The organism is Streptomyces rubellomurinus, from assembly GCF_000961885.1.
In the GTDB taxonomy this organism is placed as follows: domain Bacteria; phylum Actinomycetota; class Actinomycetes; order Streptomycetales; family Streptomycetaceae; genus Kitasatospora; species Kitasatospora rubellomurina.
On sequence record NZ_JZKH01000074.1, the window covers coordinates 15,996 to 42,418 of the forward strand.

At 74.8% G+C, this 26,423-nt stretch carries 24 protein-coding genes; 10 read left to right on the forward strand and 14 right to left on the reverse strand.

The genetic code is table 11. The annotated features are described in order from the left end of the window. Nucleotides 1-47: 47 nt before the first annotated feature. The 4 genes from VM95_RS28235 to VM95_RS28245 form a co-directional block, all read right to left on the reverse strand. Complete coding sequence (locus tag VM95_RS28235; protein WP_052707628.1) at nt 48-1,274, reverse strand: acyl-CoA dehydrogenase family protein; 1,227 nt, start codon at nt 1,272-1,274, stop codon at nt 48-50. A 304-nt stretch (nt 1,275-1,578) separates the two neighbouring features. After that, the gene (locus VM95_RS45700) at nt 1,579-1,662 is read right to left on the reverse strand and encodes a putative leader peptide (RefSeq protein WP_350526312.1); all 84 of its coding nucleotides are present in this window, start codon (nt 1,660-1,662) and stop codon (nt 1,579-1,581) included. Nucleotides 1,663-1,728: 66 nt separating this feature from the next. After that, entirely contained in the window at nt 1,729-2,223 is a 495-nt protein-coding gene (locus VM95_RS28240) for a hypothetical protein (protein WP_045701883.1), read from the reverse strand. Nucleotides 2,224-3,027: 804 nt separating this feature from the next. Further along, entirely contained in the window at nt 3,028-3,240 is a 213-nt protein-coding gene (locus VM95_RS28245; protein WP_031071451.1) for a DUF397 domain-containing protein, read from the reverse strand. A 383-nt stretch (nt 3,241-3,623) separates the two neighbouring features. Between VM95_RS28245 and VM95_RS28250 the strand changes: the two genes are divergently transcribed. Continuing rightward, nucleotides 3,624-4,163, forward strand: coding sequence for a PTS sugar transporter subunit IIA domain-containing protein (locus tag VM95_RS28250; protein ID WP_078860661.1), 540 nt, complete (start codon nt 3,624-3,626; stop codon nt 4,161-4,163). 23 nt (nt 4,164-4,186) lie between these two features. Here the strand turns inward: VM95_RS28250 and VM95_RS28255 are convergent, their stop codons facing one another. Together VM95_RS28255 and VM95_RS42825 are read right to left on the reverse strand one after the other, a co-directional pair. Continuing rightward, nucleotides 4,187-4,675: an NUDIX hydrolase gene (locus VM95_RS28255; RefSeq protein ID WP_045701885.1), complete on the reverse strand. Its 489-nt coding sequence runs from the start codon at nt 4,673-4,675 to the stop codon at nt 4,187-4,189. 248 nt (nt 4,676-4,923) lie between these two features. After that, nucleotides 4,924-5,196 (reverse strand): hypothetical protein, encoded by a 273-nt coding sequence (locus VM95_RS42825; protein WP_052706564.1) that lies wholly within the window; start codon nt 5,194-5,196, stop codon nt 4,924-4,926. A 361-nt stretch (nt 5,197-5,557) separates the two neighbouring features. Between VM95_RS42825 and VM95_RS28265 the strand changes: the two genes are divergently transcribed. Next, nucleotides 5,558-6,655 (forward strand): polysaccharide deacetylase family protein, encoded by a 1,098-nt coding sequence (locus tag VM95_RS28265; protein ID WP_244178977.1) that lies wholly within the window; start codon nt 5,558-5,560, stop codon nt 6,653-6,655. 720 nt (nt 6,656-7,375) lie between these two features. On the opposite strand, the gene VM95_RS28270 is transcribed toward VM95_RS28265, so the two are convergent. Beyond that, complete coding sequence (locus VM95_RS28270) at nt 7,376-8,146, reverse strand: glutamate racemase (protein WP_045701887.1); 771 nt, start codon at nt 8,144-8,146, stop codon at nt 7,376-7,378. A 57-nt stretch (nt 8,147-8,203) separates the two neighbouring features. On the opposite strand from VM95_RS28270, the gene VM95_RS28275 reads away from it, so the two are divergent. Together VM95_RS28275 and VM95_RS28280 are read left to right on the forward strand one after the other, a co-directional pair. After that, entirely contained in the window at nt 8,204-9,352 is a 1,149-nt protein-coding gene (locus VM95_RS28275) for a glycosyltransferase (protein WP_208615546.1), read from the forward strand. Between the two features lie 68 nt (nt 9,353-9,420). Next, nucleotides 9,421-10,167 (forward strand): SAM-dependent methyltransferase, encoded by a 747-nt coding sequence (locus tag VM95_RS28280; protein WP_045701890.1) that lies wholly within the window; start codon nt 9,421-9,423, stop codon nt 10,165-10,167. Between the two features lie 18 nt (nt 10,168-10,185). On the opposite strand, the gene VM95_RS28285 is transcribed toward VM95_RS28280, so the two are convergent. The 3 genes from VM95_RS28285 to VM95_RS39205 all read right to left on the reverse strand — a co-directional run bounded on the left by VM95_RS28285 (nt 10,186) and on the right by VM95_RS39205 (nt 13,215). Beyond that, nucleotides 10,186-11,061: an alpha/beta fold hydrolase gene (locus VM95_RS28285; RefSeq protein ID WP_045701891.1), complete on the reverse strand. Its 876-nt coding sequence runs from the start codon at nt 11,059-11,061 to the stop codon at nt 10,186-10,188. 87 nt (nt 11,062-11,148) lie between these two features. Further along, complete coding sequence (locus VM95_RS28290) at nt 11,149-11,823, reverse strand: thiol:disulfide interchange protein DsbA/DsbL (RefSeq protein ID WP_045701892.1); 675 nt, start codon at nt 11,821-11,823, stop codon at nt 11,149-11,151. Between the two features lie 156 nt (nt 11,824-11,979). Further along, nucleotides 11,980-13,215: a glycosyltransferase family 4 protein gene (locus VM95_RS39205; protein ID WP_078860665.1), complete on the reverse strand. Its 1,236-nt coding sequence runs from the start codon at nt 13,213-13,215 to the stop codon at nt 11,980-11,982. A 452-nt stretch (nt 13,216-13,667) separates the two neighbouring features. Between VM95_RS39205 and mscL the strand changes: the two genes are divergently transcribed. The 4 genes from mscL (at nt 13,668) to VM95_RS28315 (ending at nt 19,458) form a co-directional block, all read left to right on the forward strand. Next, complete coding sequence (gene mscL, locus VM95_RS28300; protein ID WP_045701893.1) at nt 13,668-14,117, forward strand: large conductance mechanosensitive channel protein MscL; 450 nt, start codon at nt 13,668-13,670, stop codon at nt 14,115-14,117. Between the two features lie 455 nt (nt 14,118-14,572). Next, a complete protein-coding gene (locus VM95_RS45705) occupies nt 14,573-15,358 on the forward strand; it encodes a DUF6643 family protein (RefSeq protein WP_052707630.1) in 786 nt (261 codons plus the stop codon). A gap of 286 nt (nt 15,359-15,644) precedes the next feature. Then, the gene (locus tag VM95_RS28310; RefSeq protein WP_045701894.1) at nt 15,645-16,523 is read left to right on the forward strand and encodes an MOSC domain-containing protein; all 879 of its coding nucleotides are present in this window, start codon (nt 15,645-15,647) and stop codon (nt 16,521-16,523) included. Nucleotides 16,524-16,950: 427 nt separating this feature from the next. Beyond that, nucleotides 16,951-19,458 (forward strand): right-handed parallel beta-helix repeat-containing protein, encoded by a 2,508-nt coding sequence (locus VM95_RS28315; protein ID WP_045701896.1) that lies wholly within the window; start codon nt 16,951-16,953, stop codon nt 19,456-19,458. Nucleotides 19,459-19,728: 270 nt separating this feature from the next. Here VM95_RS28315 and VM95_RS28320 read toward each other — a convergent pair whose 3' ends face one another. The 3 genes from VM95_RS28320 to VM95_RS28330 form a co-directional block, all read right to left on the reverse strand. Then, the gene (locus VM95_RS28320) at nt 19,729-20,301 is read right to left on the reverse strand and encodes a TetR/AcrR family transcriptional regulator (RefSeq protein ID WP_045701898.1); all 573 of its coding nucleotides are present in this window, start codon (nt 20,299-20,301) and stop codon (nt 19,729-19,731) included. 147 nt (nt 20,302-20,448) lie between these two features. Beyond that, nucleotides 20,449-21,624 (reverse strand): PLP-dependent cysteine synthase family protein, encoded by a 1,176-nt coding sequence (locus VM95_RS28325; RefSeq protein ID WP_045701900.1) that lies wholly within the window; start codon nt 21,622-21,624, stop codon nt 20,449-20,451. Between the two features lie 170 nt (nt 21,625-21,794). Further along, nucleotides 21,795-23,069, reverse strand: a complete 1,275-nt coding sequence (locus VM95_RS28330; RefSeq protein ID WP_078860667.1) for an ROK family protein — start codon at nt 23,067-23,069, stop codon at nt 21,795-21,797. A gap of 17 nt (nt 23,070-23,086) precedes the next feature. Between VM95_RS28330 and VM95_RS28335 the strand changes: the two genes are divergently transcribed. Both VM95_RS28335 and VM95_RS28340 read left to right on the forward strand, forming a co-directional pair. Continuing rightward, entirely contained in the window at nt 23,087-24,391 is a 1,305-nt protein-coding gene (locus VM95_RS28335) for an MFS transporter (protein ID WP_425265364.1), read from the forward strand. A gap of 141 nt (nt 24,392-24,532) precedes the next feature. Continuing rightward, nucleotides 24,533-25,132 carry a HutD/Ves family protein gene (locus tag VM95_RS28340; RefSeq protein ID WP_063773576.1) on the forward strand — a complete coding sequence of 200 codons (600 nt, stop codon included), beginning with the start codon at nt 24,533-24,535 and terminating at the stop codon, nt 25,130-25,132. Nucleotides 25,133-25,216: 84 nt separating this feature from the next. On the opposite strand, the gene VM95_RS28345 is transcribed toward VM95_RS28340, so the two are convergent. Continuing rightward, on the reverse strand, nt 25,217-26,107 hold the full coding sequence (locus tag VM95_RS28345; RefSeq protein WP_045701902.1) for an esterase/lipase family protein: 891 nt from the start codon (nt 26,105-26,107) through the stop codon (nt 25,217-25,219). Nucleotides 26,108-26,423: the final 316 nt, after the last annotated feature.

Here is a 26,423-nt window from a genome sequence, read left to right on the forward strand (position 1 = left end):
CGGCCCTCCGGCGCGCCCGGCGGGCCGCGCCGCGGGAGCCGGCTGCCTCAGCGCCGGGTGCCGCGCTCCAGGGCGGCCCGACCGGCGGCCTCCAGCACGGCCTCCTCGGAGGCCAGGTGCACCCGGCTGCTCAGCACGTCCCGCAGGTAGCGCTCCAGCGGGTGACGCCGGCTCAGCCCGGGGTTGCCGGTGAGCGCCACCGCCTGCTGGACGGCCGCGGTGGCGGCCCGGGTGGCCAGCAGGTGCGCGGGGCCGGTCCGGGCGACGGCGTCCGGCTCGCCCCGGTCCACCCGGGGCGCCAGGCCGGCGACCAGTTCCTCGGCGCCGATCAGCTGGGCCTCGATCTCGCCGAGAGCACAGCGGTAGCGGGGCAGGGTGCCGAGCGGTTCGGTGAGGTTCGCCGGGGTGCGCTGGTTGAGGAAGCGGACCAGCCAGGCCTCGGCGGCGCGGGCGACGCCGAGGGCGACCGCGGCGAGGGCCAGATCGTGCCAGGCGCGGGCGAGTTCGGCCTCCTCCGCCTCCTCCGTCCGGTCCGCCCCCTCGGCTCCCTCGGCCACGTCCGTCCCGGCCGGCTCGACGGGACGCAGGCCGAGCGCGAGGTCGGCCGGCACCGGGACCCGGTCCAACACGACGTCGTGGCCCGCGCTGGCGCGCAGGCCGAGCTGGTCCCAGGTCGGGTCGATCTCCAGGCCCTCGCTCTCGCCGCGGACCAGGAACGTCCCGACCCTCGGCTCGGGTTCGTCGGTCCGGGCGGTGACGGCCATCCAGGCCAGCGCCTCGGCGCCGGTGCAGTACGTCTTGCGGCCGGTCAGCAGCCAGCCGTCGCCGTCCCGCCGGGCGAGCGTCCGGGGCGGTTCGCCCGGCCCGTCGCCGGGTTCCGTCCGCAGCGTGTTGACCAGCGCGGGCCCGCGCCGGGACTCGGTGATCAGCCGCCGGTAGCCGGCCGCCGGCCAGAGCGCGCGGCGGGCCTGCGCGGCGTGCTGGAGCAGGGTGAACGCGGTGACCACGGCCACCGAGGCGTCCCCGCGGCCGAGTTGGGCGAGCACCCGGACGGTGTCGGCGAGCGTGCCGCCCGGTCCGCCGTACCGGGGGGAGACGGTCAGGGTGAGCAGTCCGGCCTCGTGCACCGCCTCGATGCCCTGGTACGGGAAGGTCGCGTCGCGGTCGTGCTCCTCGGCACGGGCGGCGAGCAGGTCGACCACCCGGGGCAGCCCGGCCAGGGCGGCCTCGACGGCCGAGCGGTCGGCCGCCGCGCGGTCGGCCGCCGTGGGCACGGGCGCGGCGGGCGTCGGGGTCGAACGGCCCGTTCGGGGACGATCGTTCGAGGGACGATCGTTCGAGGGACGATCGTTCGAGGGGCGGTCGGTGGCGGCGGTGGTCGTCATGATGCTGGTGCCTCCGGGCGGCAGCGTGAGCAGCGTGAGTTCGACACGTGCGGGCGGCGCACCCGGCGGACCAGCGGTCGTCCGGGCGTGCGGTTGCCGGTCGGCGGCCCCGGGGGTCAGCGCACGGCCCGCCCCCGGGTTCGGCGCCGGCCGCGGTCCGGCCGGCCGCCCGCCGCCACGGGGACGGATCCCCTCAGCGACCCGGACACGCCGCGCTGGCGGTGCGTCGCAGGTCCAGGTGCCTGCGACGGGTCAACAGCGGGAGACGGCACGGCATGTACGCGACTGTACGAACGGTTGATCGATACCGTCAAGCAGCGCCCGGGGGGCGGACGCGGACCGGTCAGCCCTGCTGGAACATGTCCGCGGGGAGCGGCTTCAGCAGCTGATACAGGTCGTCCGAAATCGGTCGGTCCCAGGAGGCGATGGTCACCTGCACGCCGTCGCTGCGGCCGAACTGGGAGCAGAACACCCGCTCCTCGCTGACCTTGACCTTCTTCACGATCAGCAGGTCGTCCCCGAGCATCACCGGGAAGTCCTCGGCCGAGACGAACTCGACCGGCTCGTCGTTCTCCAGCGCCGCGAGCAGCTGCCGCACCTCGAAGGGCACGTTGTCGCCGGTCTCCCGGGCGGGCGAGCCCTCGGGGAGGTTGCCGATGAACATCGCCGGGCCTCTGCCGCCGAACAGGTCGTAGCGCAGGAAGATCCCCTGGCAGGAGCCGTCCGGGCCGGTCATCATGGCCGCGCCGAAGTCGCCGGGCCAGTCGCCCGGGTCCATGGCGAGCACGTCGAAGTCCGGGCCGGCGGGCTGTCCGGAGCGACGGCGGAGAAATGACATGGGACCATCGTACGTGTCCGGCACACCAGCCTCGCGAGGTGGGTGGGGCACCGTCGGAGGGCTCCCCGGTGGCAGACGGGAGATCGACGCTCAGAGACCAATGTTGACTCTGAGCAACCGTCCGGGCTACGTTCGGTTCAGCACGACAGCCGTTTCCGGGTTCACCCTCCGGGGGGACGGCATGTCGCAACGCGGCCCTACCCGCGTATCCCTCACTGTGCACCTGTCGTGCCGAACCGCCGAGCACCCAGCTTCGTCGTCGCAGCACACAGCACCACACACAAGCCAACAGTTCCACCATCACAAGCCAGATCCGCGGGGCCCCGGCCCGTCGCTCCCGTGGATCTTGCTCGGGACGCCGCCGCGTGGGGGCGTGCGGGTCCCGAGCGAAGGTGCCGCGTCCGAGTCGCTCTCGGGTTCGGCGCCAGCCTCCCGGCGACTGCCGGCCCCTCGTGGGCCGGGACCGGCCGACGCACCCCCGGTGCGCAGGGGAAGACTGGGAGGATGGCCTGGCAGCGCTGCCGGGCCGCACAGCAGGCGCCGTGTCTGGCCGCGTGGGGGCGGTGGGCACGGCGTCTGCCTGTGCTCATACTCTGAGCTGCGTTTGTCTAACAGTCAACAGAAATTCTGACGGGGCACGCTCAATCGATCATCAGTTGTGATGTTCGTGTCCGGAATCACCTGCGGAGCGGACCCGTTGGACGGGACCGCTCCACTTCCTCGGTGTTTCCCGGTCTCCCGGTCTCCCTGTTCCCCGACTTGCCGGTCCGACGAGGCCTCAGGCGAGGCCCCGGGCCGGGCCCCTCAGGTCAGGTCGAACTCGCCGTCCCGGGCACCGAGCACGAAGGCCCGCCACTCGGCCGGGGTGAAGACCAGGACCGGCCCGTCCTCCTGGCGGCCGTCCCGCATCCCGATGTACCCGTCCACGAACGCGATCTGGACATCCCCGACACCCTGGCTGCTGCACAGCCACTCCGCGCCGGTGAAGTCCACCTTCGGCTTCCCGCTAGGCGCCAGCTCCGGCTCCGCCCCGCCCGCCTGAACGTCCGTGCCGCTGTTGACTGCCACTGATCGATCTCCTCCCGACGGCTTTCCGAGGGCCAGCCTAGCCACAGCCCACGACCCCGGTCAGCGGGTTCCCCAGGTCTCCCCCGCGCGGGCGGCCGACGTCCGCCCGAGGGCGCCCGCAGAGCCCTCGAGGGCGTGTCCCGACCGGCGCGCGACCCCCGCAGCTGCCAGAGTGGCGCCAGAGCGCCCGGCAGCGGGCCCGCCGGGCCCCCGCGGCATCCCGCGCACGGCACCCGCCCGGAACAGCCCTGCCGGACCCCCGCGCGCAGCGGCCGTACGGAACACCCGTGCAAGGCCCGCGACATGCCCGTGATCGCCCAAGGGAGCAGCCGATGAGCCGCCGGGACGGCACCCGCGCCGATGTCATCCCCATCTCCGACGCCCCGTCCGCCCACCCCCCGGCGCCCCGAACGCCACCCGTGCCCACCCCGCTGCCCCGGCCCACCCCGGCCCGGCCGGCCGGACACGGGCGCGTCGGGGTCGTCCTGGTCTCCCACAGCCGGGATCTGGCCATCGCCGTACGGGCCCTCGCGCTCGCGCTGGCCGGTTCCGACTCCCCCGCCCCGGTCGCGGCGACCGGCGGCGACCCGGCGGACGGGCCGGGCATCAGCGCGGTGCTGGTGGCCGCCGCCACCCGGCGGGTCGACCAGGGCCACGGCGTGGTGGTGCTCGCCGACCTCGGCGGCGCGGTCACCACCGTCCGGGCGCTGCTGGCCGACGCCGACGAGCACGGGCTGCCGTTCCCGGTCCGCTTCGCGAACGCGCCCTTCGTCGAGGGCGCGGTGGCCGCCACCGCGACCGCCACGGCGGGCGGCGACCTGACGGCGGTGCTGGACGCGGCCGAGGAGGCCTACCGGCAGCACAAGGGCTGAGCCGGGCCCGCGGGAACGCCCGTTCAGGGACGCTCGACGCCCTCCCAGCTGAACACCGCCGGGCCGGCGCACTCCAGCGCGTGGCGCAGCCGCTCGTGCTCGGCCTCGATCATCGGCGGCAGCCCGTCCAGCGGGAACCACCCGACCTCCAGCGACTCGTCGTCGTTCACCCGCGCCTCGCCGCCGACCGCGCGGCAGCGGAAGGTCAGCACCAGGTACTGCGTCACATCGCCGTTCGGGTAGGTCACCTGCGGCGTGACGGTGGCCGAGGCGAGCAGCTCGGGCACCACCCGCACGCCGGTCTCCTCCAGGCACTCGCGCACCACGCCGTCGGCCGGCTGCTCGCCGGGGTCCAGGATCCCGCCGACCGAGGCCCACCGGCCGTCGTCGGCCCGGCGGGCGAGCAGCACCCGGCCGTCGTCGTCCCGGACGACGGCGACGACGGCGCTCAGCCAGAGCGGTCGGGTGCCCACCAGGGCGCGGAGGTCGGCGAGGAACGCGGGGATGGCCATGCGGCGCAGCCTACCGAGGGCGGTCGGCGTCCGGCCGCCGGGGAGATGCGCATTCAGTGAAAGAAGGAGATGTACTCAGTACCCCGGAATGGTGAAAGAGAAGCGAAGAAGATTGGCCGACAGTACGGAATCCGGTCGATCTGACCAATTTCGTTCGATCTTCCGCACCAGGCGCGCCGGACGTCGCCTTGTCGGCCACTCGTCCTATGGGTGTCGGCGAAGGCCGGCGGGAATTTGTCCGCGCCCCGTCAAAGCGCCGCGCGGCGGCGGCAGCGCAGCCGTCCGACCGCGAGTCGACCGAGCAGCAGAACCCCGGCGGCCAGGCACCCGGCCACCGCCATCGCCCACGCCGGCCCGTCACTGTCCGGAACCGCCACCGCCACGACGATGCCCAGCGCCAGGCAGGCCAGACCCACCACCGCCAGCGGAATCCGGTGCGTCACCAGGGCGCAGCCGCTCCACGCACGGGCCATCCGGGTCGCGCCGTGCAGGTGGAGGGGATCACGGTCCGCATCTGCCATGAGCCCAAGGTACCCCGGCCCGGCGCCGCGGGCAGCACGCGCGCAGTCAGCGGCCGATCACCCCGCGCGACGGGGCCGCAGGGTGATCAGGAATCGGGCGACCGCCGGCCCGGCAGGCGGAGGAGTGCATTCCGACTCCACAATCAGTCCACGAAAAATCCTCGTCCCCCCGGTACAACCATCCACCCGGTGCAGCGGTCTCATGGGCATCGAGTGATCCGGGAGCCGTTCGCGGGAAGGGTGTACACCCCCCACCGCGAACCGGAATTCCCAGGGGGCGGAACCGCCGCACCCTGGGGTCGGAGGCCGGGCTCCGTCCTCCGGCGGTACCGCCACGCCGCTCGGCGACCGAGGGGGAACCGTGCCGCAGTCCCAGTCCACCACGTCGATCTCCCGGGCCCCCACCCGGCCCGCACCGAACCTCCGCGCACTACCGCCACCGGGGGCGGGCACCTGCGCGGCCGACCGCCACGGGGGCGTCGGCCGCGCACGCACCGGACCGCGCGGGGCGGCCGGACCGCACCGCCCGTCCACCGGCGAGGACCAGCAGGACGCACGGGGCGAATGGCTGCGGTTCGCCCCCGTCCAGCCGCTGTTCCGCGCCCGCGCCGCCCAGCGGCTCGCCGTGCTCGCCTACCACGGGGTGACCGACCACCGGACCTTCGGAGCCCAGCTCGACCGGCTCCGAAGACTCGCCACCCCGGTCTCGCTCGCCTCCGTCCTCCAGGCCGTCACCGAACGCCGGCCGTTGCCGCCCCGCAGCGTCCTCGTCACCTTCGACGACGCCGACCGGAGCGTCCTCACCCACGCCCTGCCCGCCCTCGACGCCCGGGGCATCCCGGCCACCGCCTTCGTCATCTCCGAACTCATCGGCACCGAGCGCCCCTTCTGGTGGCACGAGGCCGACTTCCTCGCCCGCCACGGCGGCCGCGCCCGCTCCCTCGACTGCGGCCACCCCTCCCAGCTGCTCCGCCGGCTCAAGGCCATGCCCGACCCGGACCGCCGCCGCAGCCTCCACGAGCTGCGCGCCAGCGCCGACCGGCGGCCGCCCAGCCAGGAACAGCTCACCCCGCAGGACCTGCTCGCCCTCCGGGACGGCGGCGTCGCCATCGGCAACCACACCCAGGGGCACCCGTGCCTCGGCCGCTGCGACGACGAGACCGTCCGGGCGGAGATCGCCGGCGCCCACGAGGCCCTCAGCCGGTGGCTCGGCGAACCGCCGATCGCCTTCGCCTACCCGGACGGGGGGCACGACCCGCGCGCCGAGACCGTCCTGCAGGAACTCGGCTACCGGCTCGGGTTCCTCTCCGACCACCGCCTGGGGCCCCGGCTCCCCACCAGCCCCCTGCAGATCAGCCGCCTCCAGGTCGACTCCACCACCAGCACCCGCCGCTTCGACACCATCCTCTCCGGCCTCGAACCGGCCTACCGCCGCTGGCGCCGCCAGGCCGTCGCCTGACCACCCGCCCGGGGCGGCCGTGTGTGGGAAGTCGGCTGAGCCGACTTCCCACACACGGCCCACCCGGGTGCCACACATGGGGCCCCGGGGGGCGAGCTGCCGCACGGGAAGTCGGGCCGCCGGCACGTCAGAGGTGGAAGCGCAGGAAGTCGAACCGGCCGACTTCCCACGCGGAGCCACACCTCGCCAGCCGCCCTTTCTCCGGGCGCAGGGGCACCACCTGCGGGAAGGACGCCCCTCAGACACCTCTGCGGGACGAGCTGCCGCACAGGAAGTCGAACCCGCCGACTTCTCACGCCCCCGTTCAGGCGCCCGCACGTCAGAGGTGGAAGCGCCGGAGGTCGATGCCGCACCTCGCCAGCCGCCCTTTCCCCGAGCAGGGCTGCCCGCAGGGGCACCACCTGCGGGAAGGACGCCCCTCAGACACCTCTGCGGGACGAGCTATCGCACAGGAAGTCGGGCCCGCCGACTTTCCACGCCTCCGTTCAGGCGCCCGCACGTCAGAGATAGGCCGCTCAGGGGCCCTCAGGGGACGCGCGGCAGCACGGGAAGCCTGGCCCGCCGACTTCTCACGCCAGGGCCCCGGGCCAGCCGGCATTCCGCGCCCGGCGGCGCACCCGCTCGTAGAGACGTGGAAGCGCAGGAAGTCGAATTCGTCGACTTCCTGCGCAGGAGCTCGCGCGCGGCTGGAGCGAGGGGGAGCCGGCCTGCGGGAACCGGTCAGGCCGTCAGGGCGGTCAGGGCGCGGCCCTGGGGGTAGTGGGTGGCGACCGGGGGGAGGGTGGCGGGGGCGCCGGCGTGGAGGACGGTGAGGGTGCCGGTGCCGGTGGTGGCCGGGTCGGCGATGCGGCGCAGGGCCTGGGCGGCGACGGCGTCGGCGGAGCCGAGCAGGGTGAGCGCCGGGGAGGCGGTCGGGGCGACGGCGGTGCGGATGAGGTCGGCGACCAGTTCGTAGTGGGTGCAGCCGAGCACCAGGGCGTCCGTGCCGCCCGGGGTGCGGGCGGCCGCGTCGGCGACGGCGGCGGCGATCGCGTCCTCGTCGCCGTACTCGATCGCGTCGGCCAGGCCCGGGCAGGCGACCTCGGTGACCTCGGCCGTGCCGCCGAAGTCGCGGATCAGCCCGCGCTGGTAGGCGCTGCCGGTGGTGGCCGGGGTGGCCCAGATGGCGACCCGGCCGCCGAGCGCGGCGGCCGGCTTGATCGCCGGGACGGTACCGATGACCGGGATCCGGGGCTCCAGTTCGGCCCGCACGGTGGCGAGCGCGTGCACCGAGGCGGTGTTGCAGGCGATCACCAGGGCGTCCGGCTCCAGCTCCGCGGCGGCCCGGCAGCAGCCGAGCGCCAGTTCGGTGACCTCTTCGGGCGTGCGCGGCCCCCACGGCATGGAGGCGGGGTTGGAGGACAGCACCAGGTCGGCGTCCGGGCGCAGCTCCCGGATCGCGGCGGCGGCGGCCAGCAGGCCGATTCCGGAGTCCATCAGTGCGATCTTCACGGGGCAAGACTTTAGTCGATCCGCCCGGCCCGGCCCGTTCTGCGGCAGACTGCCGGAGTGACCGTCCTGCTGTGGATCGCCGCGTTGTCCCTGCTGGTCTGGCTCTGGCTGGCGTGCTGCCACGGCCTGTTCTGGCGCACCGACGTCCGGCTGCCGCCGCGCCGCCCGCCCGTCCGCTGGCCGCAGGCGGTGGTCGTGGTGCCGGCCCGGGACGAGGCGGCGGTGCTGCCGCTGAGCCTGCCGACGCTGCTGGCGCAGAAGTACCCGGGGCGGGCGCGGGTGATCCTGGTGGACGACCACAGTTCGGACGGCACCGGCGCGCTGGCGGCGGAGCTGCGGTCGGTGGACGGCCTGGAGCTGACCGTCACCACTCCTCCCCCGCTGCCGCCGGGCTGGACGGGCAAGCTGTGGGCGCTGCGGCACGGGGTGGAGCTGGCCGGCCCGGACGCCGAGTACCTGCTGCTGACGGACGCGGACATCGCGCACGGCCCGGACTCGCTGGCCGAGCTGGTGGCCGCGGCCGAGAGCAACGGGCTCGACCTGGTGTCGCAGATGGCCCGGCTGCGGGTGGAGACCGGCTGGGAGCGGCTGATCGTGCCCGCGTTCGTGTACTTCTTCGCCCAGCTGTACCCGTTCCGCCGCAGCAACCGTCCGGGCAACCGGACGGCGGCCGCGGCGGGCGGCTGCTCGCTGGTGCGGCGGGAGGCGCTGGAGCGGGCGGGCGGGGTGGCGGCGATCCGGGGCGCGGTGATCGACGACGTGTCGCTGGCCCGGGCGGTGAAGTCCTCCGGCGGGCGGACCTGGCTGGGGCTGGCCGACGCGGTGGACAGCGTCCGCCCGTACCCGGGTCTGGAGCAGCTGTGGCGGATGGTGTCGCGCAGCGCCTACGCCCAGCTGCGGCACTCGCCGCTGCTGCTGCTCGGCACGGTGCTGGGGCTGGCGCTGGTCTACCTGGTGCCGCCGGTCGCGGCGGTGGCCGGGGTGGTGGCGGGGTCGGCGCCGGTGACGGCGGCGGGCGCGGCGGCGTGGGTGCTGATGACCGGCACGTACCGGCCGATGCTGCGCTACTACGGGCAGCCGAGCCGGGCCGCGCTGCTGCTGCCGTTCACGGCCGGGCTGTACCTGCTGATGACGGTGGACTCGGCGCTGCAGCACTGGCGCGGGCGGGGCGCGGCCTGGAAGGGCCGGACGTACTCCCACCGGTAGCCGCGCCGGCCCGTCGGACCGGTGCCCGTCCCCTGGCACGCCCGGCCGATCGGATCCATACTGCGCGGATGGACCGCCAACGGATCTCCCGCCTCGCCCACGCCCGCCGCCCGATCGCCGCGCCGCTGTCGGACGACTCGGTGGCCCGTCTGCTGGAGCGGGCTGCGGCGGGCGCCGGGGGTGGCCGCGCGCTGGACCTCGGCTGCGGCGAAGGCGCCTGGCTGGTACGGCTGTTGGCCGCGCAGCCGAACTGGCGCGCGGTCGGCGTGGACCTGGACGCGGCCGGCCTGACCCGGGCCCGGGAGAGCGCGACGGCGCTCGGCGTCGAGCGCCGGCTGGGCCTGCACCACCTGGACGCACGGGAGTTCCGCAGCCGCGAGCCGTTCGACCTGGTGCTGTGCGTCGGCGCCACCCATGCCTTCGGCGGACTGCTGCCGACCCTGGCGGCGGCCCGCGAACTCCTCGCCCCCGGCGGCCGGTTGCTGGTCGGCGAGGGGTTCTGGGAACGCGAGCCGTCCGAGGCCGCACTGACCGCCCTGGCGGCGGCCCGGGAGGACCACGCCGGCCTCGCGACCACCACCGATCGGGTGATCGCGGCCGGCTGGACTCCGGTCGACGGCCATGTGAGCTCCCAACCGGAGTGGGACGCCTACGAGTTCAGCTGGACGGGCGCGCTGGCCGAGTGGGCGCTGGAGCACCCGGAGGACCCCGACGCCGGGGCCGCCCGGGAGGCCGCGGACCGGCACCGGGCGCAGTGGCTGCACGGCTACCGGGGCGCCCTCGGCTTCGTCACCTACCTGCTGCGCCGCGACTGAATTCCCCTTCGGAGCCCGCTACTTCTGCGTCCTGGCGAGGAAGTCGTCGATCAGCGGGGCGATTTCGGGCAGCTTCTCCTCCAGCGCGAAGTGCCCGGTGTCGAAGACGTGCAGCTCGGCCCCGGGCAGGTCACGCAGGTAGGCGCGGGCGCCCGCCTCGGTGAAGAACGGGTCGCCCAGCCCCCAGAGCACCAGCGCGGGCGGCTGGTTGGCGCGCATCCAGTCCTGCCAGACCGGGTAGAGCTCGAGGTTGGAGAAGTAGTCGAGGGCCAGTTCGACCTGGATGTCCTTGCGGCCGGGCAGGTCGAGGAAGTGCTGGTCGAGCGTCCAGCCGTCCGGGGCGACCAGACTCGGGTCGCCGGTGCCTCCCTCGTACTGGCTCCGGGTGACGTCCAGGGTGAGGATCGACCGGGCGACGTCCTCGGCGCCCGGGACGCCGCGCTTGTGGGCGATGAACTCCCTCGCCCGGTCGGACAGTCCCTCCTCGTAGGCGTTGCCGTTCTGCACCACCAGGCCGGTGATCCAGTCCGGCCGGCGGGTGGCGAGGCGCAGGCCCACGGGCGCGCCGAAGTCGAAGACGTACAGGGCGAAGCGGTCGAGGCCGAGGGCGAGGCAGAAGCGCTCGACCACGTCGGCGAGGGTCTCGAAGCGGTACGAGAAGGCGTCGGGCGCGGGGCTGTCGCTGTTGCCGAAGCCGGGGTAGTCGGGGGCTATCAGGCGGTAGCGGGTGCCGAGCGCGTCGAGCAGGCGGGCGTACTGGTGCGAGGCGGAGGGGAAGCCGTGCAGCAGCAGGAGGACGGGGGCTTCGGCCGGTCCGGTCTCGCGGTAGAAGACGCGCAGGCCGTCGAGGTCGACGTGGCGGTGGTGGACGTGCGGGATCGTCAGCTCGCTCATGCTAACCATTAAACAGCATCTGAATGGTTAGGCAAGGGTGTGCGCCGGAGCGAGCTGACCGATCGTCATCCTCGGAGCGGGCGGGGCTCAGTGCTTGCGCAGCTGCTCCTGCTGCACCAGGTAGTCCAGCACCTCGGGCATCGCCTCGACGCTGCCGGCCTTGGTCGGCGAGGTGCGGTACTCGCCCTGGACGACCACCGTGGGCAGCTCGTTGATGCCGTAGCGGACGAACTCGGCGGCGGCCTCGTCGACGGACTGCCGCACCTCGACGGAGCGGTAGGTCTGGCGGAAGCGCAGCGCGTCGACGCCGTGCCGCACCGCCCAGTCGGTGGCGGCGTCCTCGGTGGTGAGGTCGGCCCGGTCGGTGTGGATGGAGCGGAAGGCGGCGATCTGCAGCTGGTCGACCAGGCCCAGGCGGTCGAGGGTGTAGAAGAGCCGGGCGTGGGCGCGCTGGGTGTTCGCCTCCTCGGCGCCCGGCCAGATCGCCGGGACGCGGCGCAGCGCGACGTCCGCGCGGTGCCGCTCGGCCCAGCCCACCAGCGGCTGTTCGAGCTGCTGGGAGTGACTGCAGTCGTACCAGAAGAACTCGACGGCCTCGGTGCGGGCACTCTCGCGCACCGGCTGCGGGTGGTCGAGCTTGACGAACTGGACGCCCTCGGCAGGGGGTTGACGGCTCAGCGCGCCCGCCTGGACGGGGGACGCGACGATCCCGGCGGCGACGGCGAGCAGGACGGTGGAGCGCAGCAGCGACTTCGAGTTCACACCGGGCAGTGTGCTGGTGACGAACCGTTACCGGCGAGTCGGTACGGTACGGCCGGGCCGGGATTCGCCCGATCGGCGCAGCGCCCGGCCGTTCTCCGTACTCCGGGCCGTACTCCGGGCGGGGTCCGGCCGCGTGGTGCTCGGCCTCCGCGGCGCTCAGCCGCGCGGCGCCTCGCACCCGGCCCACACCTCGGCGACCAGTCGCTGCCAGTCGTCGACCACCGCGCCGAGTTCGAAGTGCTCCAGCGCGTGCGCCCGGGCGGCCGCGCCGAGGCCGTCGCGGTTGCAGGCCAGCACCTTGCCCAGGGCCTCGGCCAGCGCGAGCGGGTCCCCGGGGGCGACGAGCGCGCCGGTGGCGCCGTCCCGGACCACCTCGCGGACCCAGCCGACGTCGGTGGCGACGGCGGGCACCCCGGCCAGCGCGGCCTCGATCAGCGCGCCGGGCACGCCCTCGCTGTCGCTGGTGAGCAGCAGGGCGTCGGCGGCCCGGTAGAGCGGGACGGGGTCGGGCAGCGGGCCGAGGAAGTGGGCGCGGGCGGCGGCCGGGTGGCGGGCCAGGGTCTCCCGCAGCGGGCCGTCGCCGGCGACGGCGAGCCGGACGTCGGGCAGCCGGTCGAGCACGTCGAGGGCGAGGTCGAGGCGCTTCTCGGGAGCTATCGCGCCGATCCAGGCGACCAGCAGGACGTCGGCGGGCAGGCCCAGCGCGTGCCGGGCGGCGCGCCGGCCGGCCCGGCCGTCCGCGGGCGGATAGCTCTCCGCCGCACGGGAGTTGGGGATCACCCGGACCTTGCCCGCAGGCAGCCGGAACTGCTCCTCCAGGACGGTGCGGGCCTCCTCGGTGAGCGTCGTGACGGCGGCGGCGCGGTGCAGCAGCGCGTCGCCGCGCGCCCGGCGCAGCCGGTTGGCCGTCCAGTAGCAGGGGTGCCCGACCGAGACGTAGACGAAGGGGGTGCGGGTGCCAGCCAGGGCGAGGGCGCAGGCGGCCAGGGTGTGCGAGCCGTGGGCGAGCACCACGTCGGCGGAGCGGGCGGCGATGCGCAGCGCGCGCAGGGTGCTGGGGCGCAGCCGGCCGGGGCCGAGGACGGCGGCGGACGCGGGGCCCGGTACGGCGGGGGCCCGGTCGGCTGCGGCCGTGGCCCGGTCGGGCTCCGCGCCGACGGCGACGACGCTCGGGTCGGCGCCCGCCGGGCCGCTCCCGTCCGGTCCGCCGCCGCGGACGTCGGCGGCGGGGTGCGGGGCGAGGGCGCACAGCGCGGAGGACTGGCCCCGGCGGCGCAGTTCCCGGTGGAGGTCACGGGCGAAGTTCTGGGCGCCGCCGCGGCGTTGGTCACTGATCAGGTGCAGCACGCGGGGGCGGGTTCCGGCCGGTTCGGCCGCCGTATGGTCGGGCATGGACCGACCTTGGCACAGCGCAACGCGCGTTACAGCCCCTTCGCGCAACCTGACGGTGGCCCGTAAGCCCGCGCCCGTACACCCGGTGTGCGCCGATCTGCCGCCGTCGTGCGCCGGTTGCGCCCGCCGTGCGCCCCGACACGTCACCGATCGCGCCGCGGCGCCTCCGACGGCCCGGCCGCGCGCCCCGTCAAGGACCGGCTCGCGCCCGCCCGGACACCCCGCCGGCGGCCCGGGATCGGCAGGTACGCGGAGGGCCCGCACGCGGCCCGGCGGGACGCGCCGGGGCGGGCGCGCGGCCGGGGCCCGGCCGGGCGGGGGCGGGTGACCGGTTACGCAGATCGGGTGAACGCGGTTGGACCTCGGCCCGGCGGCCTCGGCACCATGTCCGACCGGGGCGCGCGCCGAGCCGCCCCATCTCCCCCTCCCCCGTACGGATTTGGAGTCATCCGGTGTTCAAGGGATTCCGCAGCTTCCTGCTGCGCGGAAACGTGGTGGACCTCGCGGTCGGCATCGTGATCGGCGCGGCCTTCACCGCCGTCGTCACCGGGTTCGTGACCGCCTTCCTCACCCCGCTGATCGGGGTCGCCACCGGCGCGGTCGGCGACTTCACCCAGAAGACCTTCGACATCGGGGGCACCGACTTCCCGTACGGCGTCTTCGTCAACGCGCTGATCAGCTTCGTGCTCGTCGCCGCGGTGATCTACTTCGCCGTGGTGGTGCCGGTCGGCAAGCTGCAGGCGCGCTTCGAGAAGGACAAGCCGGCACCGGCCGCCAAGGTCGACTGCCCGGAGTGCCTCAGCCCGATCCCGGCCGCGGCCAGCCGCTGCTCGTTCTGCACCTCGGAGGTCGCCGCCCGGCCGGGGCTGCCCGCGCAGTCCCAGGCGCTGCAGTCCAGCTGACGCCCGGCCGGGGGACCGGCCGCGCCGGGGCCGCCCGTCCCGCCGGGGACGTCCTCCCCGCCGGGGCCGCCGCTGCGGCGCAGGTCAGGGACGGTCCACCCGGGGGTGCGACGCCGGCTCCGAAGCGCTGACGGGGACCTTATCCCCGAAACATTCACGAGCCCCCGTCGCCAGGTCGGCGGGGGCTCGAATGCGCCGGCGCACGCCCCGTCCGTAAAAGTTTCTCCGGAGGGCCCACTGCCGTCCACCGCCCGGTCACCCCACGGGGTTCCGGCGATGCCGTCCGGGCGCTGTTCGATCACTGACGTTACGTCGGGGTTGTCCGGAACTGGTTGCCGGTTTGTCCGTTCTTCCTACTTTCGAAACCTTTGTGCGAGCGAAGACTGTGTAAACACTCGAACTGCTCCCCCTCCCGCTCTCCTCAGCAGGCGCATTGTGGGCTTACCGTATGCCCCATGACCTCGCCCCGCTCCTACGACGGAGTCGGCTACCCCTCTCCGTCCTTCTCCTCCAGCACGCCGATCTACGACAGCCTCGTGGCTGAGCGCGGCGTCCCCCAGATCGCACCCATCAACGTGCCGGCCGCCCTGCCGCCGGCGCTGTCGTCCGGGTACGGATCCGGCCTCGGCCAGTCCTACGACAACCGGTACGGCGCCGGGTACGAGAGCGCCGGCAGCAACCTCCCCGCGCTGCCGCCCGCCCGCCTCGCCCTGGGCCCCGGCCCGAGCAGCGCCCCCGCCGCCGGCCCGGCCACCGCGTACATCCCCGCGCAGCCCGCGCCGGCGTACGCCGCCGCCCCGCAGCCGTCCCTCCCCGGCTACGGCGCCCCCCAGCCGTACCAGCGGCCGCAGCCCGCCGCGCCCTCCTTCGGCCAGGGCGGCTACCAGCCGACCGGCGGCCAGAGCTTCGGCGGCCAGAACACCTTCGTCGGCCAGGGCGGCCAGCAGACCTTCGGCGCCCAACCGCCCGCCGGCCCGGGCGGTTTCGGCCACCCGCAGCCCGGCAGCCAGCCCCAGGGCTTCGGCACCCCGCAGGGCTTCGGCGGCCCGCAGCCCGCCGGCCCCGGCTTCCCCGGCCCGGGCGGCGACCAGGCCATGGGCAGCACCCAGCTCCTCCCGGCCATGGCGCCGGTCGCGCCCGTCCGCCCGATGCAGCCGCAGCGGCCCGGCGGATACGCCGAGCCCGGCCAGTTCACCACCGGGGCGCCGGGCGGCTACCAGTCGCAGGGCCAGGGCTACTGAGCCGCTGACCGAACACCCAGGGCCGACCCCACCGGCCCGAACCCGCACCACCTGAGCACCACCCGGCGCCCCCTGAACGCCGGGCGAACGGAGAAACGGGTCATCCACGGACCGCCCGGTACGCCCCTCACGGCTACCCGGGCGGTCCGTGCGCGTACGGGGGCACTCCCACGCGCCTCGGCAGCCCTCCCGAACGCGCCGCCGGCCGGCCGCACCGCAGCCGGGGCCCTTCCCGCGGCCAGGGGGCCCTTCCCCGCGGCGGGCACGCGGCTGGCAGGATGGGGGAATGCAGCTCACCGGACTCCACGTCTACCCCGTCAAGTCCATGTACCGCCTCAGCCCCCAGAGCGCCGACGTCCAACCCTGGGGCCTGGCCGGAGACCGGCGCTGGATGCTCGCCGACCCGACCGGACGCTTCGTCAGCCAGCGCGAGAACACCGCCCTCGGCCAGATCCGGCCCGACCTGCTGCCCGGCGGCGCGCTCCAGCTCACCGCCCCGGACGGCTCCCGGATCGAGGTCGCCGCCCCCACCGTCGCCACCGGCGCACCCCTCGCCGACGTCGAGGTCTGGGGCGACCACTTCCACGCCGCCGAAGCCGACGAGAAGGCCCACGCCTGGATCGCCGAACACCTCGGCGACTACCGCCTCGTCCACCTCGACGACCCGCGCGCCCGAGCGATCGAACCCGACTTCAGCGAACCCGGCGAGACCGTCTCGATGGCCGACGGCTACCCGCTGCTGGTCACCACCACCGCCTCGCTGGACCGCCTCAACGAGCTGATCGCCGCCGAGAACCCGGACGGCCACGAACCCCTGCCCATGGAGCGCTTCCGCCCCAGCGTCGTCGTCTCCGGCACCGAGCCCTGGGCCGAGGACGGCTGGCGCCGGATCCGGATCGGCGAGCTCACCTTCAAGGTCGTCAAGCCCTGCGGCCGCTGCGTCATCACCACCACCGACCAGGAGACCGGCGAACGACGCGGCAAGGAGCCGCTGCGCACCCTGGCCCGGCACCACCGGCTGCTCGGCAAGGCGGCGTTCGGGCAGAACCTGATCCCCGAGCGGCCGGCCGGCGTCGAGGGCGACGTGCTCGGCACGCTGCGGCTCGGCGACGAGGTCGAGGTGCTGGAGGACGGGGCGCAGTGGCCGGTGACCGAGGCGCGCTGAGCCGGCGTGTGCCGTGCCGACGCATGCTGTGCCGACGCAGGCCGGGCTGACGCAGGCCGGGCCGCTGCGGGCCGGGCCGACCGGCTCCGACCTGCGACGGGGCGCGTCGGCCCGGCGGCGGGCGCTGAACCGGCGACCGTACCCCGACCGGTACGGAACCAGGGCTGTGCGCGCTCGTTGAAGCAAGTGGTCGGAACCTGTGGCCGCGGCGGGTGCCACCCGTGCCCGCCCGGCCCCCGCACCACGGCGGGCGGCCGGAGCACCCGCGCGGGCGCGCTACGGTGGGCGGACGGCCCGGCACGCCCCCGCGCGGACGGTCCGCTGATCGCAGGCCCGTTCGCCGGCCCGACGAAGGTGGGCCCGACGAAAGTGGGTCCGACGAAGGTGGGGACGACCGAGGTGACGAAGGTGGGGACGACAGACCGTCATGGCTGAGCACAGGGTCCGGGTCACCCAGGACAGCGCATCCCGCTGGCGTCGCCGCGCGGGCGAGTACGACACCCTCACGGAGGCGCTCGCGGCCGCCGAACCGGGCGACACCGTGACCGTCCGGCCCGGGACCTTCCGGGAGAACGTGCTGCTCGACAAGGCGGTCACCCTCGTCCCGGCCCAGGGACCGGGCACCGTCCGGATCGAGCCCGCCGGCGGCGTGGCGCTCACCGTCACCGCCGCCGCGACCGTCCGCGACCTCGTCGTCGAGGCCACCGACAGCTCCTCCCCCGCCGTCCTGGTCACCGGCGCGCAGGCCACGCCCGCGTTCAGCGGCTGCCGGATCGAGACCCGCTCCGCCACCGGCGTCGAGATCGGCGACGGCGCCCGGCCCACCCTGCGCGGCTGCGTCGTCGCCAACCCGGCCGGACTCGGCCTGCGGCTGCGCGGCGAAGGCACCGCCGCCGCCTTCGAGGACTGCGAGGTCGCCGCCGCCGGACAGGCCGGGCTCGCCGTCCTCGGCGGCGCCACCGCCGCGCTCGACCGCTGCCGCATCCACCACGCCGCCGGCGCCGGGGTGCTGCTCTCCGACCCGGGCAGCGCGGCCGAACTGACCGGCTGCGAGATCTACGAGATCCGCGGCAGCGGCGTCCAGGCCGACGCCCACGCGGGCGGACGGCTGGTCGACTGCGAGATCCACCGCGTCACCGGCAACGGGCTCACCCTCGACGGCGAAGCCGAACTCGCGCTCACCGGCTGCCGGGTGCACGACGTCCCGGAGAACGGCGCCGACCTGCGCGGACGCGCCCGGCTCAACCTCGCGCACAGCACCATCCGGGACTTCGGTCGCGGAGCGCTCTCCGTCTGGGACCAGGGCACCGAAGCCGTCGCCGAGTCCTGCCAGATCCACGGCTCCACCGGCGAGTACCCGGCGCTCTGGGTCAGCGACGGCGCCCGGCTCACCCTCACCGACTGCTCCCTGCACGACCTGCCGGACGCCCTGTTCGTCCTCGACCGCGACTCCGCCGCCACCGCCGCCGGCTGCTCCTTCAGCCGGATCCGCAGCTCGGCGGTCTCGGTGAGCGGCGGCGCGACGGCCTCCCTCACCGCCTGCCGGGTCCAGGAGGCCGGCACCGGGCTGTGGTTCCGCGACCACGGCAGCGGCGGGCTGCTCACCGACTGCGAGATCTCGGACGTCGCCACCGGGGTGATCGTCACCAAGGGCGCCGACCCGGTGCTGCGCGACTGCACCGTCCGGGCCAGCACCGACGCCGGGGTGTACGTCTCGGCGCAGGGCCGGGGCACCTTCGAGGACTGCCGGGTCTCGCACGGCAAGGGCTTCGGGTTCCACATCATCGACGGATGCCGCACGCAGCTCACCCGGTGCCGGGCCGAGCAGAACGAGCGGGCCGGGTTCGAGTTCTCCGAACCCGGGCCGGTCGCTGAGGGGTGTACCTCGGACGACGTCGGGGCGGCCTTCGGGACGGCCCCGGGGCTGGGGGCGGGGTTCGGGGCCAGCGCGGGTACGGGCTTCGGGGCGGGGGCGGGCGGTTCGGACCTGCCGGCGCCCCGGTCTCCCCAACTCACCACCGCCGCAGCCGCGTTGGCCACCGCAACCGCTTCCACCGGCGTCGGTGCCGTCGGCGGCAGTGCGTCGGCGACCGCGGCGATCGGACCGATCCCGGACTGCCGGCCCGCCGAGGAGGCGCTCGCCGAACTCGACGCGCTGGTCGGGCTCGCCACCGTGAAGCAGGAGGTGCGCACCCTCATCGACCTCATCTCGGTCGGGCGGCGGCGCCGACAGGCCGGCCTCAAGGCGCCCTCGCTGCGCCGGCACCTGGTCTTCACCGGCGCCCCCGGCACCGGGAAGACCACCGTCGCCCGGCTCTACGGCGAGATCCTCGCCTCGCTCGGAGTGCTCCAGCGCGGACACCTGGTGGAGGTCGCCCGGGTCGACCTGGTCGGCGAGCACATCGGCTCCACCGCGATCCGCACCGCCGCCGCCTTCGACCGGGCACGCGGCGGGGTGCTCTTCATCGACGAGGCGTACGCGCTCGCACCGGAGGACGGCGCACGGGACTTCGGGCGCGAGGCCATCGACACCCTGGTCAAGCTGATGGAGGACCACCGGGACGAGGTGGTCGTCATCGTGGCCGGCTACACCGCCGAGATGGAGCGCTTCCTCTCCGCCAACCCCGGTGTCTCGTCCCGCTTCTCACGCACCATCAGCTTCCCCGACTACACGGCGGACGAACTCCTGGAGATCGCCCGGGCGCAGTGCGCGGAGCACGAGTACGCGCTCTCCGAGGAGACCGAGAGCGCCCTGCTCGGCCACTTCGCCGGGCTGGAGCGCGGGCCCAACTTCGGCAACGGGCGCACTGCGCGCCAGGTGTTCGAGACCATGGTCGAGCGCCACGCCGTCCGGGTCGCGCACCTCGCCGACCCGTCCACCGAGGAACTGCAGCTCCTCGTCCCCGCCGACCTGCCGACCGCGCCGCTGCCCTGACCAGCCGCTCGCACCGGCCAGCGGCACCCGGAACTCGCTGGCTGTGCGGGCGCGTTGAGGCGGGATCGGCATCGTGTTCGGCCGGGTGGTGATCCGGCGTCGGTCCGATGACTGACGGCGGGGGTCGGGCGGCGGGCCGAGGGATGACGGCGAACAGATTTCAGCGAACAAATAACAGATAACAGCTTTCAACTTTCAGCTTTCAGAATCTGTTAGCTGTTCGTCGTTACCTGTCAGCCGCCATCCGTCGCCCGCCGCCCCGGCCGGCCGCTACCCCAGCAGGCGCCGCACCAGCAGGTCCACCCGCTGCTCCGCCAGGTCCGACTGCAGCCGGCCACCGCGCGCCAGGGTCACCAGCCCGTGCAGGGCCGCCCACCCCACCTCCGTGAACACCACCGGGTCCTCCTCCCCCGCCGCCTCCGCGAAGGTTCCCGCCAGCACCTCGAAGGCCTCGTGCAGCGACGCGGGCGCTTCGGGCCGGCCGAACGGCAGGTCCGTGACGAGGGTGAACATCGCGTCGTAGAGCGCCGGGTTGGCGAGGCCGAAGGCCAGGTACTCCCGCGCCGCCGCGGCGAACGCCCCCGCCGGGCCGTCCGCCGCGGCGACCACCGTCCGCAGGCCCGCGGCCAGTTCCGCGAACCCCTCCACCGCGACGGCCGCGACGATCTCGGTCTTGCCCGCGAAGTGGCTGTAGAGGACGGGCTGGCTGTACTCGATCCGCTCCGCCAGCCGGCGCGTCGTCACCGCGTCCCAGCCCTCGGCCTCGGCCAGCTCCCGGGCGGTCCTGATGATCAGTTGGTGCCGCTCGGCGCGTTCGCGCTCGCGGCGCTGATGAATCGACATATCCAGACCCTAGCACCGCTAGACAATCGAGCGGCGAACCGACCTGTCGTCGTTCCCGTTCCTAGCGCCGACAGGAAAGAGAACGGGAGCCGCCGGGCTGCCGCACCCGGTGAGCAGCAGCCCGGCGGCCGGCCGGCCGGGCCGGCGTCAGTCCGCGAAGGCGCCACCCACCAGGAACGACTCCAGGGCCGCCCGGTACGGCGCGATGTCGATCCGCTCGCCGGCCAGCCAGTCGTCCGAGTAGTACTTGTCGAGGTAGCGGTCCCCCGGGTCGCAGATCAGGCTGACCACGCTGCCCGTCCGGCCCGCCGCCCGCATCTCGGCGACGATCCGCAGCGCGCCCCACAGGCCCGTCCCGGTGGAGGCGCCCGCCTTCTTCCCGAGCACGTCCTCCAGCAGTCGCACGGCCGCGATCGAGGCGGCGTCAGGAACCTTCATCATCCGGTCGATCGCGCCGGGCACGAAGCTCGGCTCCATCCGGGGCCGGCCGATGCCCTCGATCCGCGACCCGCTCTCGCAGACCGCGTCCGGGTCGTGGTTCACCCAGCCGTCGAAGAAGCAGGAGTTCTCCGGGTCCGCCACGCAGATCCGGGTGTCGTACTGCATGTAGTGCACGTACCGGGCGATGGTCGCCGAGGTGCCGCCCGTCCCGGCGGTGGCGACGATCCAGGCCGGCTCCGGGTGCGGCTCCAGGCGCAGCTGGGCGAAGACCGACTCGGCGATGTTGTTGTTGCCGCGCCAGTCGGTGGCCCGCTCGGCGTAGGTGAACTGGTCCATGTAGTGCCCGCCGGTCTCCTCGGCGAGCCGGGCGGAGGCCTCGTACACCTCGTCGGAGCGCTCGACGAGGTGGCACTCGCCGCCGTGGAACTGGATCAGGTCGATCTTCGCCTGGCTGGTGCTCTTGGCCATGACGGCGATGAACGGCACGCCGATCAGCTGCGCGAAGTACGCCTCGGAGACGGCGGTGGAGCCGCTGGAGGCTTCGATGACGGGCTTGCCGGGGCGGATCCAGCCGTTGCAGAGCCCGTACAGGAACAGCGAACGGGCCAGGCGGTGCTTGAGGGAGCCGGTCGGGTGGGTGGACTCGTCCTTGAGGTAGAGGTCGATGCCCCACTCGGGCGGCAGCGGGAAGCGCAGCAGGTGGGTGTCGGCGGAGCGGTTGGCGTCGGCCTGGACCTTGCGCACCGCCTCCTTGAGCCAGGCCCGGTACTGCGGGTCCGTGCGGTCGACGTCGACGGTCGGCTCGGTGCCTCCGACCGCACCCGCCGAGTCCGTTCCGACCGCGCCGTCCGTGTCCTGCTGGCCGCCCGGCTGGGTGCTCATGGTCGCTCTCCCTCGTCGAAACCCCCCTTTTGCTCACTACGAGTATAGGAGAGTCACGATAAGTGACCTTTTTCGAAGTCCCAGCTTCCGCTTATTACCTCGCCGGCAGGGCCTGGGGGCGGGCCCGGGGGCGGGCCGGGGAGACGCACCCCGCACCCGCCCGGCGCCCGCTACGCCTGCACCGACTGCGGGTCCGCCAGGTACGGCCCCCAGCCGAGCTCCGCCGCCCCGGCCAGCGCACCGTGCGCGAGCTCCGCGCCGACGATCGGCACCCGGCCGCTGCGCCCCCACAGGCATCGCTCGGCGACCACCGCGCGCAGCCGCTCGGGCGCGGCCTCCAGCAGGTCGAGGTGGAGCCCGCTGAGGACCACCCGGTCCGGGTTGAGGATGTTGGCGACCCCGGCGAGGCCGAGGCCGAGCCGGTCGATGACGTGCTCGACCGCCGCCCGCGCCCGTTCGTCGGTGGCGGCGGCCCGGCAGAGGTCGCGCGCCTGGTCGAGCAGCGGGCGCCCCGGCTCCAGGGTGAGGCCGGCGGCGGCGAACAGCGCGTCCGGGTCGGTCTCGGAGTTGAGGCAGCCCCGGTTGCCGCAATTGCAGGGGCGGCCCTGCGGGTCGACGGTCAGGTGGCCGACCTCCAGGGCGAGGCCGGCGCTGCCGGTGTGCAGGTGACCGTCGATCACCAGCGCGCCGCCGACGCCGCGGTGGCCCGAGGTGACCAGCAGCAGGTGCCGGGCGCCGCGGCCGGCGCCGTGCCGGTACTCGGCGAGCGCTGCCAGGTTGGCGTCGTTGGCGATGGCGGCGGGCAGCGGGTGCAGGGCGTTCGGGCCGTGGTCCGCGCGGCCGACCTCGACGTCGTACAGGTCCGCGACGGGCGTGCCGCTCGGCCAGGCGAAGTGCAGGGCGGCGAGCGCGGTGCCGTCCGGCTCGGTGACCGGGTTGGGCAGCGCGAGGGCCGCGCCGAGGCAGCGGCGGTCGGTCGCGCGGGTCAGCTCGGCGCCCGCCTGGGCGACCGCGCGCAGCATCCGCACCGGGTCGGTGGCGGCGGGCAGCGGCAGGTGGACGGGCGGGTCGAGCAGCCCGCCGAGGCCGGCCAGGGTGACGCTCAGCCCGTCCGCGTGGATCTGCCCGGCGACCACGACCGGGCCCTGCGGGTCGATCGCCAGCCGGTGCGAGGGCCGGCCGCGGCCGCCGCCGGCCGGGCGGGAGTCGACGGTGATCAGGCCGAGCGCCTCCAGCTCGGCGGTGACGGCGCCGGCGGTGGCCCGGGTGACGTCCAGTGCGCGGGTCAGTGCCGAGCGGGTCGGCGCCTGGCCGGTGTGGATGAGCGAGAGCGCGGGGCCGAGCAGCGTCCGGCCGCGGTCGGGAGCCGCGCGGCGGTGGGCGTCGCGCTGCGCGTCGGAGCCGTTCCCGGTGCCGGGCCGAGGGCTTGAAGGTGAGAGCTGCACGCCCCTATTGTGACTTTGTGCCGCTTCGAAACAAAATCTGCTCGTTCCCCCGGCCCCTCTCCCGCCCCGACCGGACCCCGACCCAGTCTCGCAGCACACCCCCGGCGACGGACAGCCCCTGGAGCACCGCGCGCCTCGCGCTCACCGCGATCTTCGCCGTCGACGGCTTCCTCTTCGCCGCCTGGGTCGTGCGCATCCCCGACGTCCGCAGCCAGGTCCACGCCTCGCACAGCGCCCTCGGGCTCGCCCTGCTCTGCCTGTCCATCGGCGCCGTCCTGACCATGCCCGCCGTCGGACGGCTCTGCCTACGATACGGCTCGCGCCCGGTGACGGTCGGCTCGCTCACCCTCCTCAGCCTCGCCGTCGCCCTGCCCGCGCACGCCCACTCCGTCACCTCGCTCGGCGCGGCGCTACTGCTCTTCGGCGCCGGGTACGGCGGCGCCAACGTCGCCATGAACAGCGCCGCCGTCGACCTGGTCGCACAGCTGCGCCGGCCCGTCATGCCCAGCTTCCACGCCGGGTACAGCCTCGGCGGACTGCTCGGCGCGGGCCTCGGCGGGCTGCTCGCCGACCGGCTGACCACCGCCTGGGCGCTCGCGCTCGGCGGGGCACTGGGGCTGGCGGTCACCGCCGGCGCGGGCGCCGCCCTGCTGCGCAGCCCGGCCGCGCCGATGGTCGCGCCGGACAACGGTGCGGCGGAGCCGGGTGGCGGCCGCCGCCCGGGGCGCACGGGGGCGGGGCACGTCCGGCTGCTGGTCCTGCTGCTCGGGCTCACCGCGCTGTGCACCGCGTACGGCGAGGGCGCGATCGCCGACTGGACCACGCTGCACCTCACCGACGACGTGCACACGGGCGCCGGGACGGCCGCCGCCGGGTACGCGGCGTACGCCTTCGCGATGACCAGCGGGCGGGTCGGCGGCACCTGGCTGTCCATCAGGCTCGGCCAGACCCGGCTGATGCTGCTCGGCGGACTGCTGGCGGCGGCCGGGATGCTGCTCGCCGCGCTCGCCCCGGCGGCGGCGCCGGCCATCGGCGGGTTCGTCCTGGTCGGCCTCGGCCTCGCCAACCTCTTCCCGCTCGCCATCGCCCGGGCCGGCGCGGCGGGCGGCCCTCAGGGCGTCGCGCTCGCCTCGACCCTCGGGTACGGCGGGATGCTGATCGGCCCGGTGGTGATCGGCTTCCTCGCCGACGCGGTCGGGCTGCCGCTCGCCCTGACCACGGTCGCGGTCGCCGCCTCGGCGGCGGCCCTGCTGCCGCTGGCGGTGGGGCGGCGGCGCGGTGGCGGCCCGGCGACGGGCTCGCGACCGGACGGCGCCGGGTGAAGGGGGTGACGGCCGACTGCTGAGGGCCGACGGATCACAGCGGACAACCGACGGCGAACAGACAACAACAAACAGATAACAACTTTCATCATCTGTCAGTTGTTCGCTGTCGATCGTCCGGCTGTGGCAGGATGCGGCCCCATGACGACCTCCGGACGCATCCAGGTACTGCGGGCGAGCGAGCGCCCGGCCTCCCCGTGGCTCAACGGGGGCGGGGTGACCAGGGAGGTCGCCGGGTTCCCGGCCGGGGCCGGGCTGGACGGCTTCGACTGGCGGGTCAGCCTCGCGGACGTCGCCTCGGCCGGGCCGTTCTCCGTGTTCCCGGGCATCGACCGGGTGATCACCCTGGTCGAGGGCGCCGGGATGGTGCTCACCGTGGACGGCACCGAGCAGCCGGTCGACACTCCGCTGCGCCCGTTCGCCTTCCCGGGGGACGCCACCACGGACTGCCGACTGCTGGGCGGACCGGTGGTGGACTTCAACGTGATGACGCGGCGCGGGCGGGTCGAAGCGACCGTCGAGGTGGTCCGCACCACGTCCGCCACCGTCGACGTCCCGCCGTCCGGGACCGTCCTGCTGGTCTGCCTCGCCGGCGCCGCCCACCTCGACGGCCTCGAACTCGCCCGCTACGACGCCGCGTTGGTTGACGCGCCGGGCCGGTACGAGCTCCGGCTCCCGGTGGACGGCGGGAGCGGGGCGGGAGCCGTGGCCGTCGTGGCCTTCCACCCGACCGCGAGCTGAGCCGCTGACCCCGCCGGGCGCAGCGCCGCCCCCGCCGCCGCCTGGACGGCGGACGGCGGGGGCGGCGCGGGCGGCGCGGGCCGCTCAGCCGCAGAGCACCGGCGTGGCGTTCGCCGGGTCCAGGGCGTTGGTGACGAGGTGCAGCGCCGTGGGCGAGAAGGCGATCGCCACGTGCTCGACCACCGTGACCGGGCAGTGGTCCTGCAGCACCACGTTGTCCACGTTCGGACCGCTCAGGAACTGCGTCCGCCACGGGGTGACCACCTCGTCGTACACGGTGGAGATCACGGTGTAGCGCACGCCCGGCACGGTGTCGGGCCGGGAGGCCATCGCCCGGTTGAAGTCCGATCCGACCGCCTGGTCACGGCAGGCCTGGCAGGCGGTGTAGATCAGGTCGGCGACCCCGGGGAAGTACGGCGCGAGCTTGGTGATGCCGTCGAGCGTCGTGCCGTGGTTGGACGGGGCCAGGCCGACCAGCGTGCCGACCTTGGTCGCACCGCCGAGGAACTTCAGGTAGTAGTTCGGCAGCATGCCGCCCTGCGAGTGCCCGACGATGTCGACCTTGGCCGCGCCGGTCGCGCTGCGCACCAGGTCGACGAAGTGGGCGAGTTGGGCCGCCGACTCGGGCACCGCCTTGAGCCCGCCGATCGGGAGCAGCAGGCCGCTGCCGCTCGAGGTGATGCCCGGGACGGTCCCGTAGTCGAGGGCGAAGACGCAGTAGCCGAGCCCCTTGAGCAGCGGGGACAGCGCCAGCCAGTTCTCGTAGCGGTTGGCGAAGGTGCCGTGCACCAGGACCACCGGGTTGGGATGCGCGGCGGTCGGGCGGCAGCTCCAGTCGTTGGCGCCGGGCGGCGAGGCCACCGAGTCCCCGTCCGGCGGAAGTCCGGCGTCGGCCACGGCCGTGGCGGATGCGGTCCCGGTGGCCGCACCGGCCGGGGCGGCCACCGCGCCGAGCAGCAGCGCCCCGGCCAGCACGGCCGCGCCGAGGGCGCCGCCGACCGTACCGCCGAGTGCACCGCGCCGGGCGCCACGGGCTCTCCGGCGCAGGTGAGTCGGGGAGAAGCGGAGAAGTGGGGTTCTCAACTGTTGCCTCCACAGCGGAAGTTTGTTACCAACAGGTAACCCGAGTGGCTCCATCATGCGGTCGCCCCTCCGGCCCGGCCCTTGGGTGTTCCCCAGACCTGGACGGTGTTCTCTGTGACCGGTCACAACGCACCCCACTGCGCCCCCACGCACGCCCCCACGCACGACCCCGGCGGCGACACCCCCGCCGACGTCGCCCCCGCCGCCC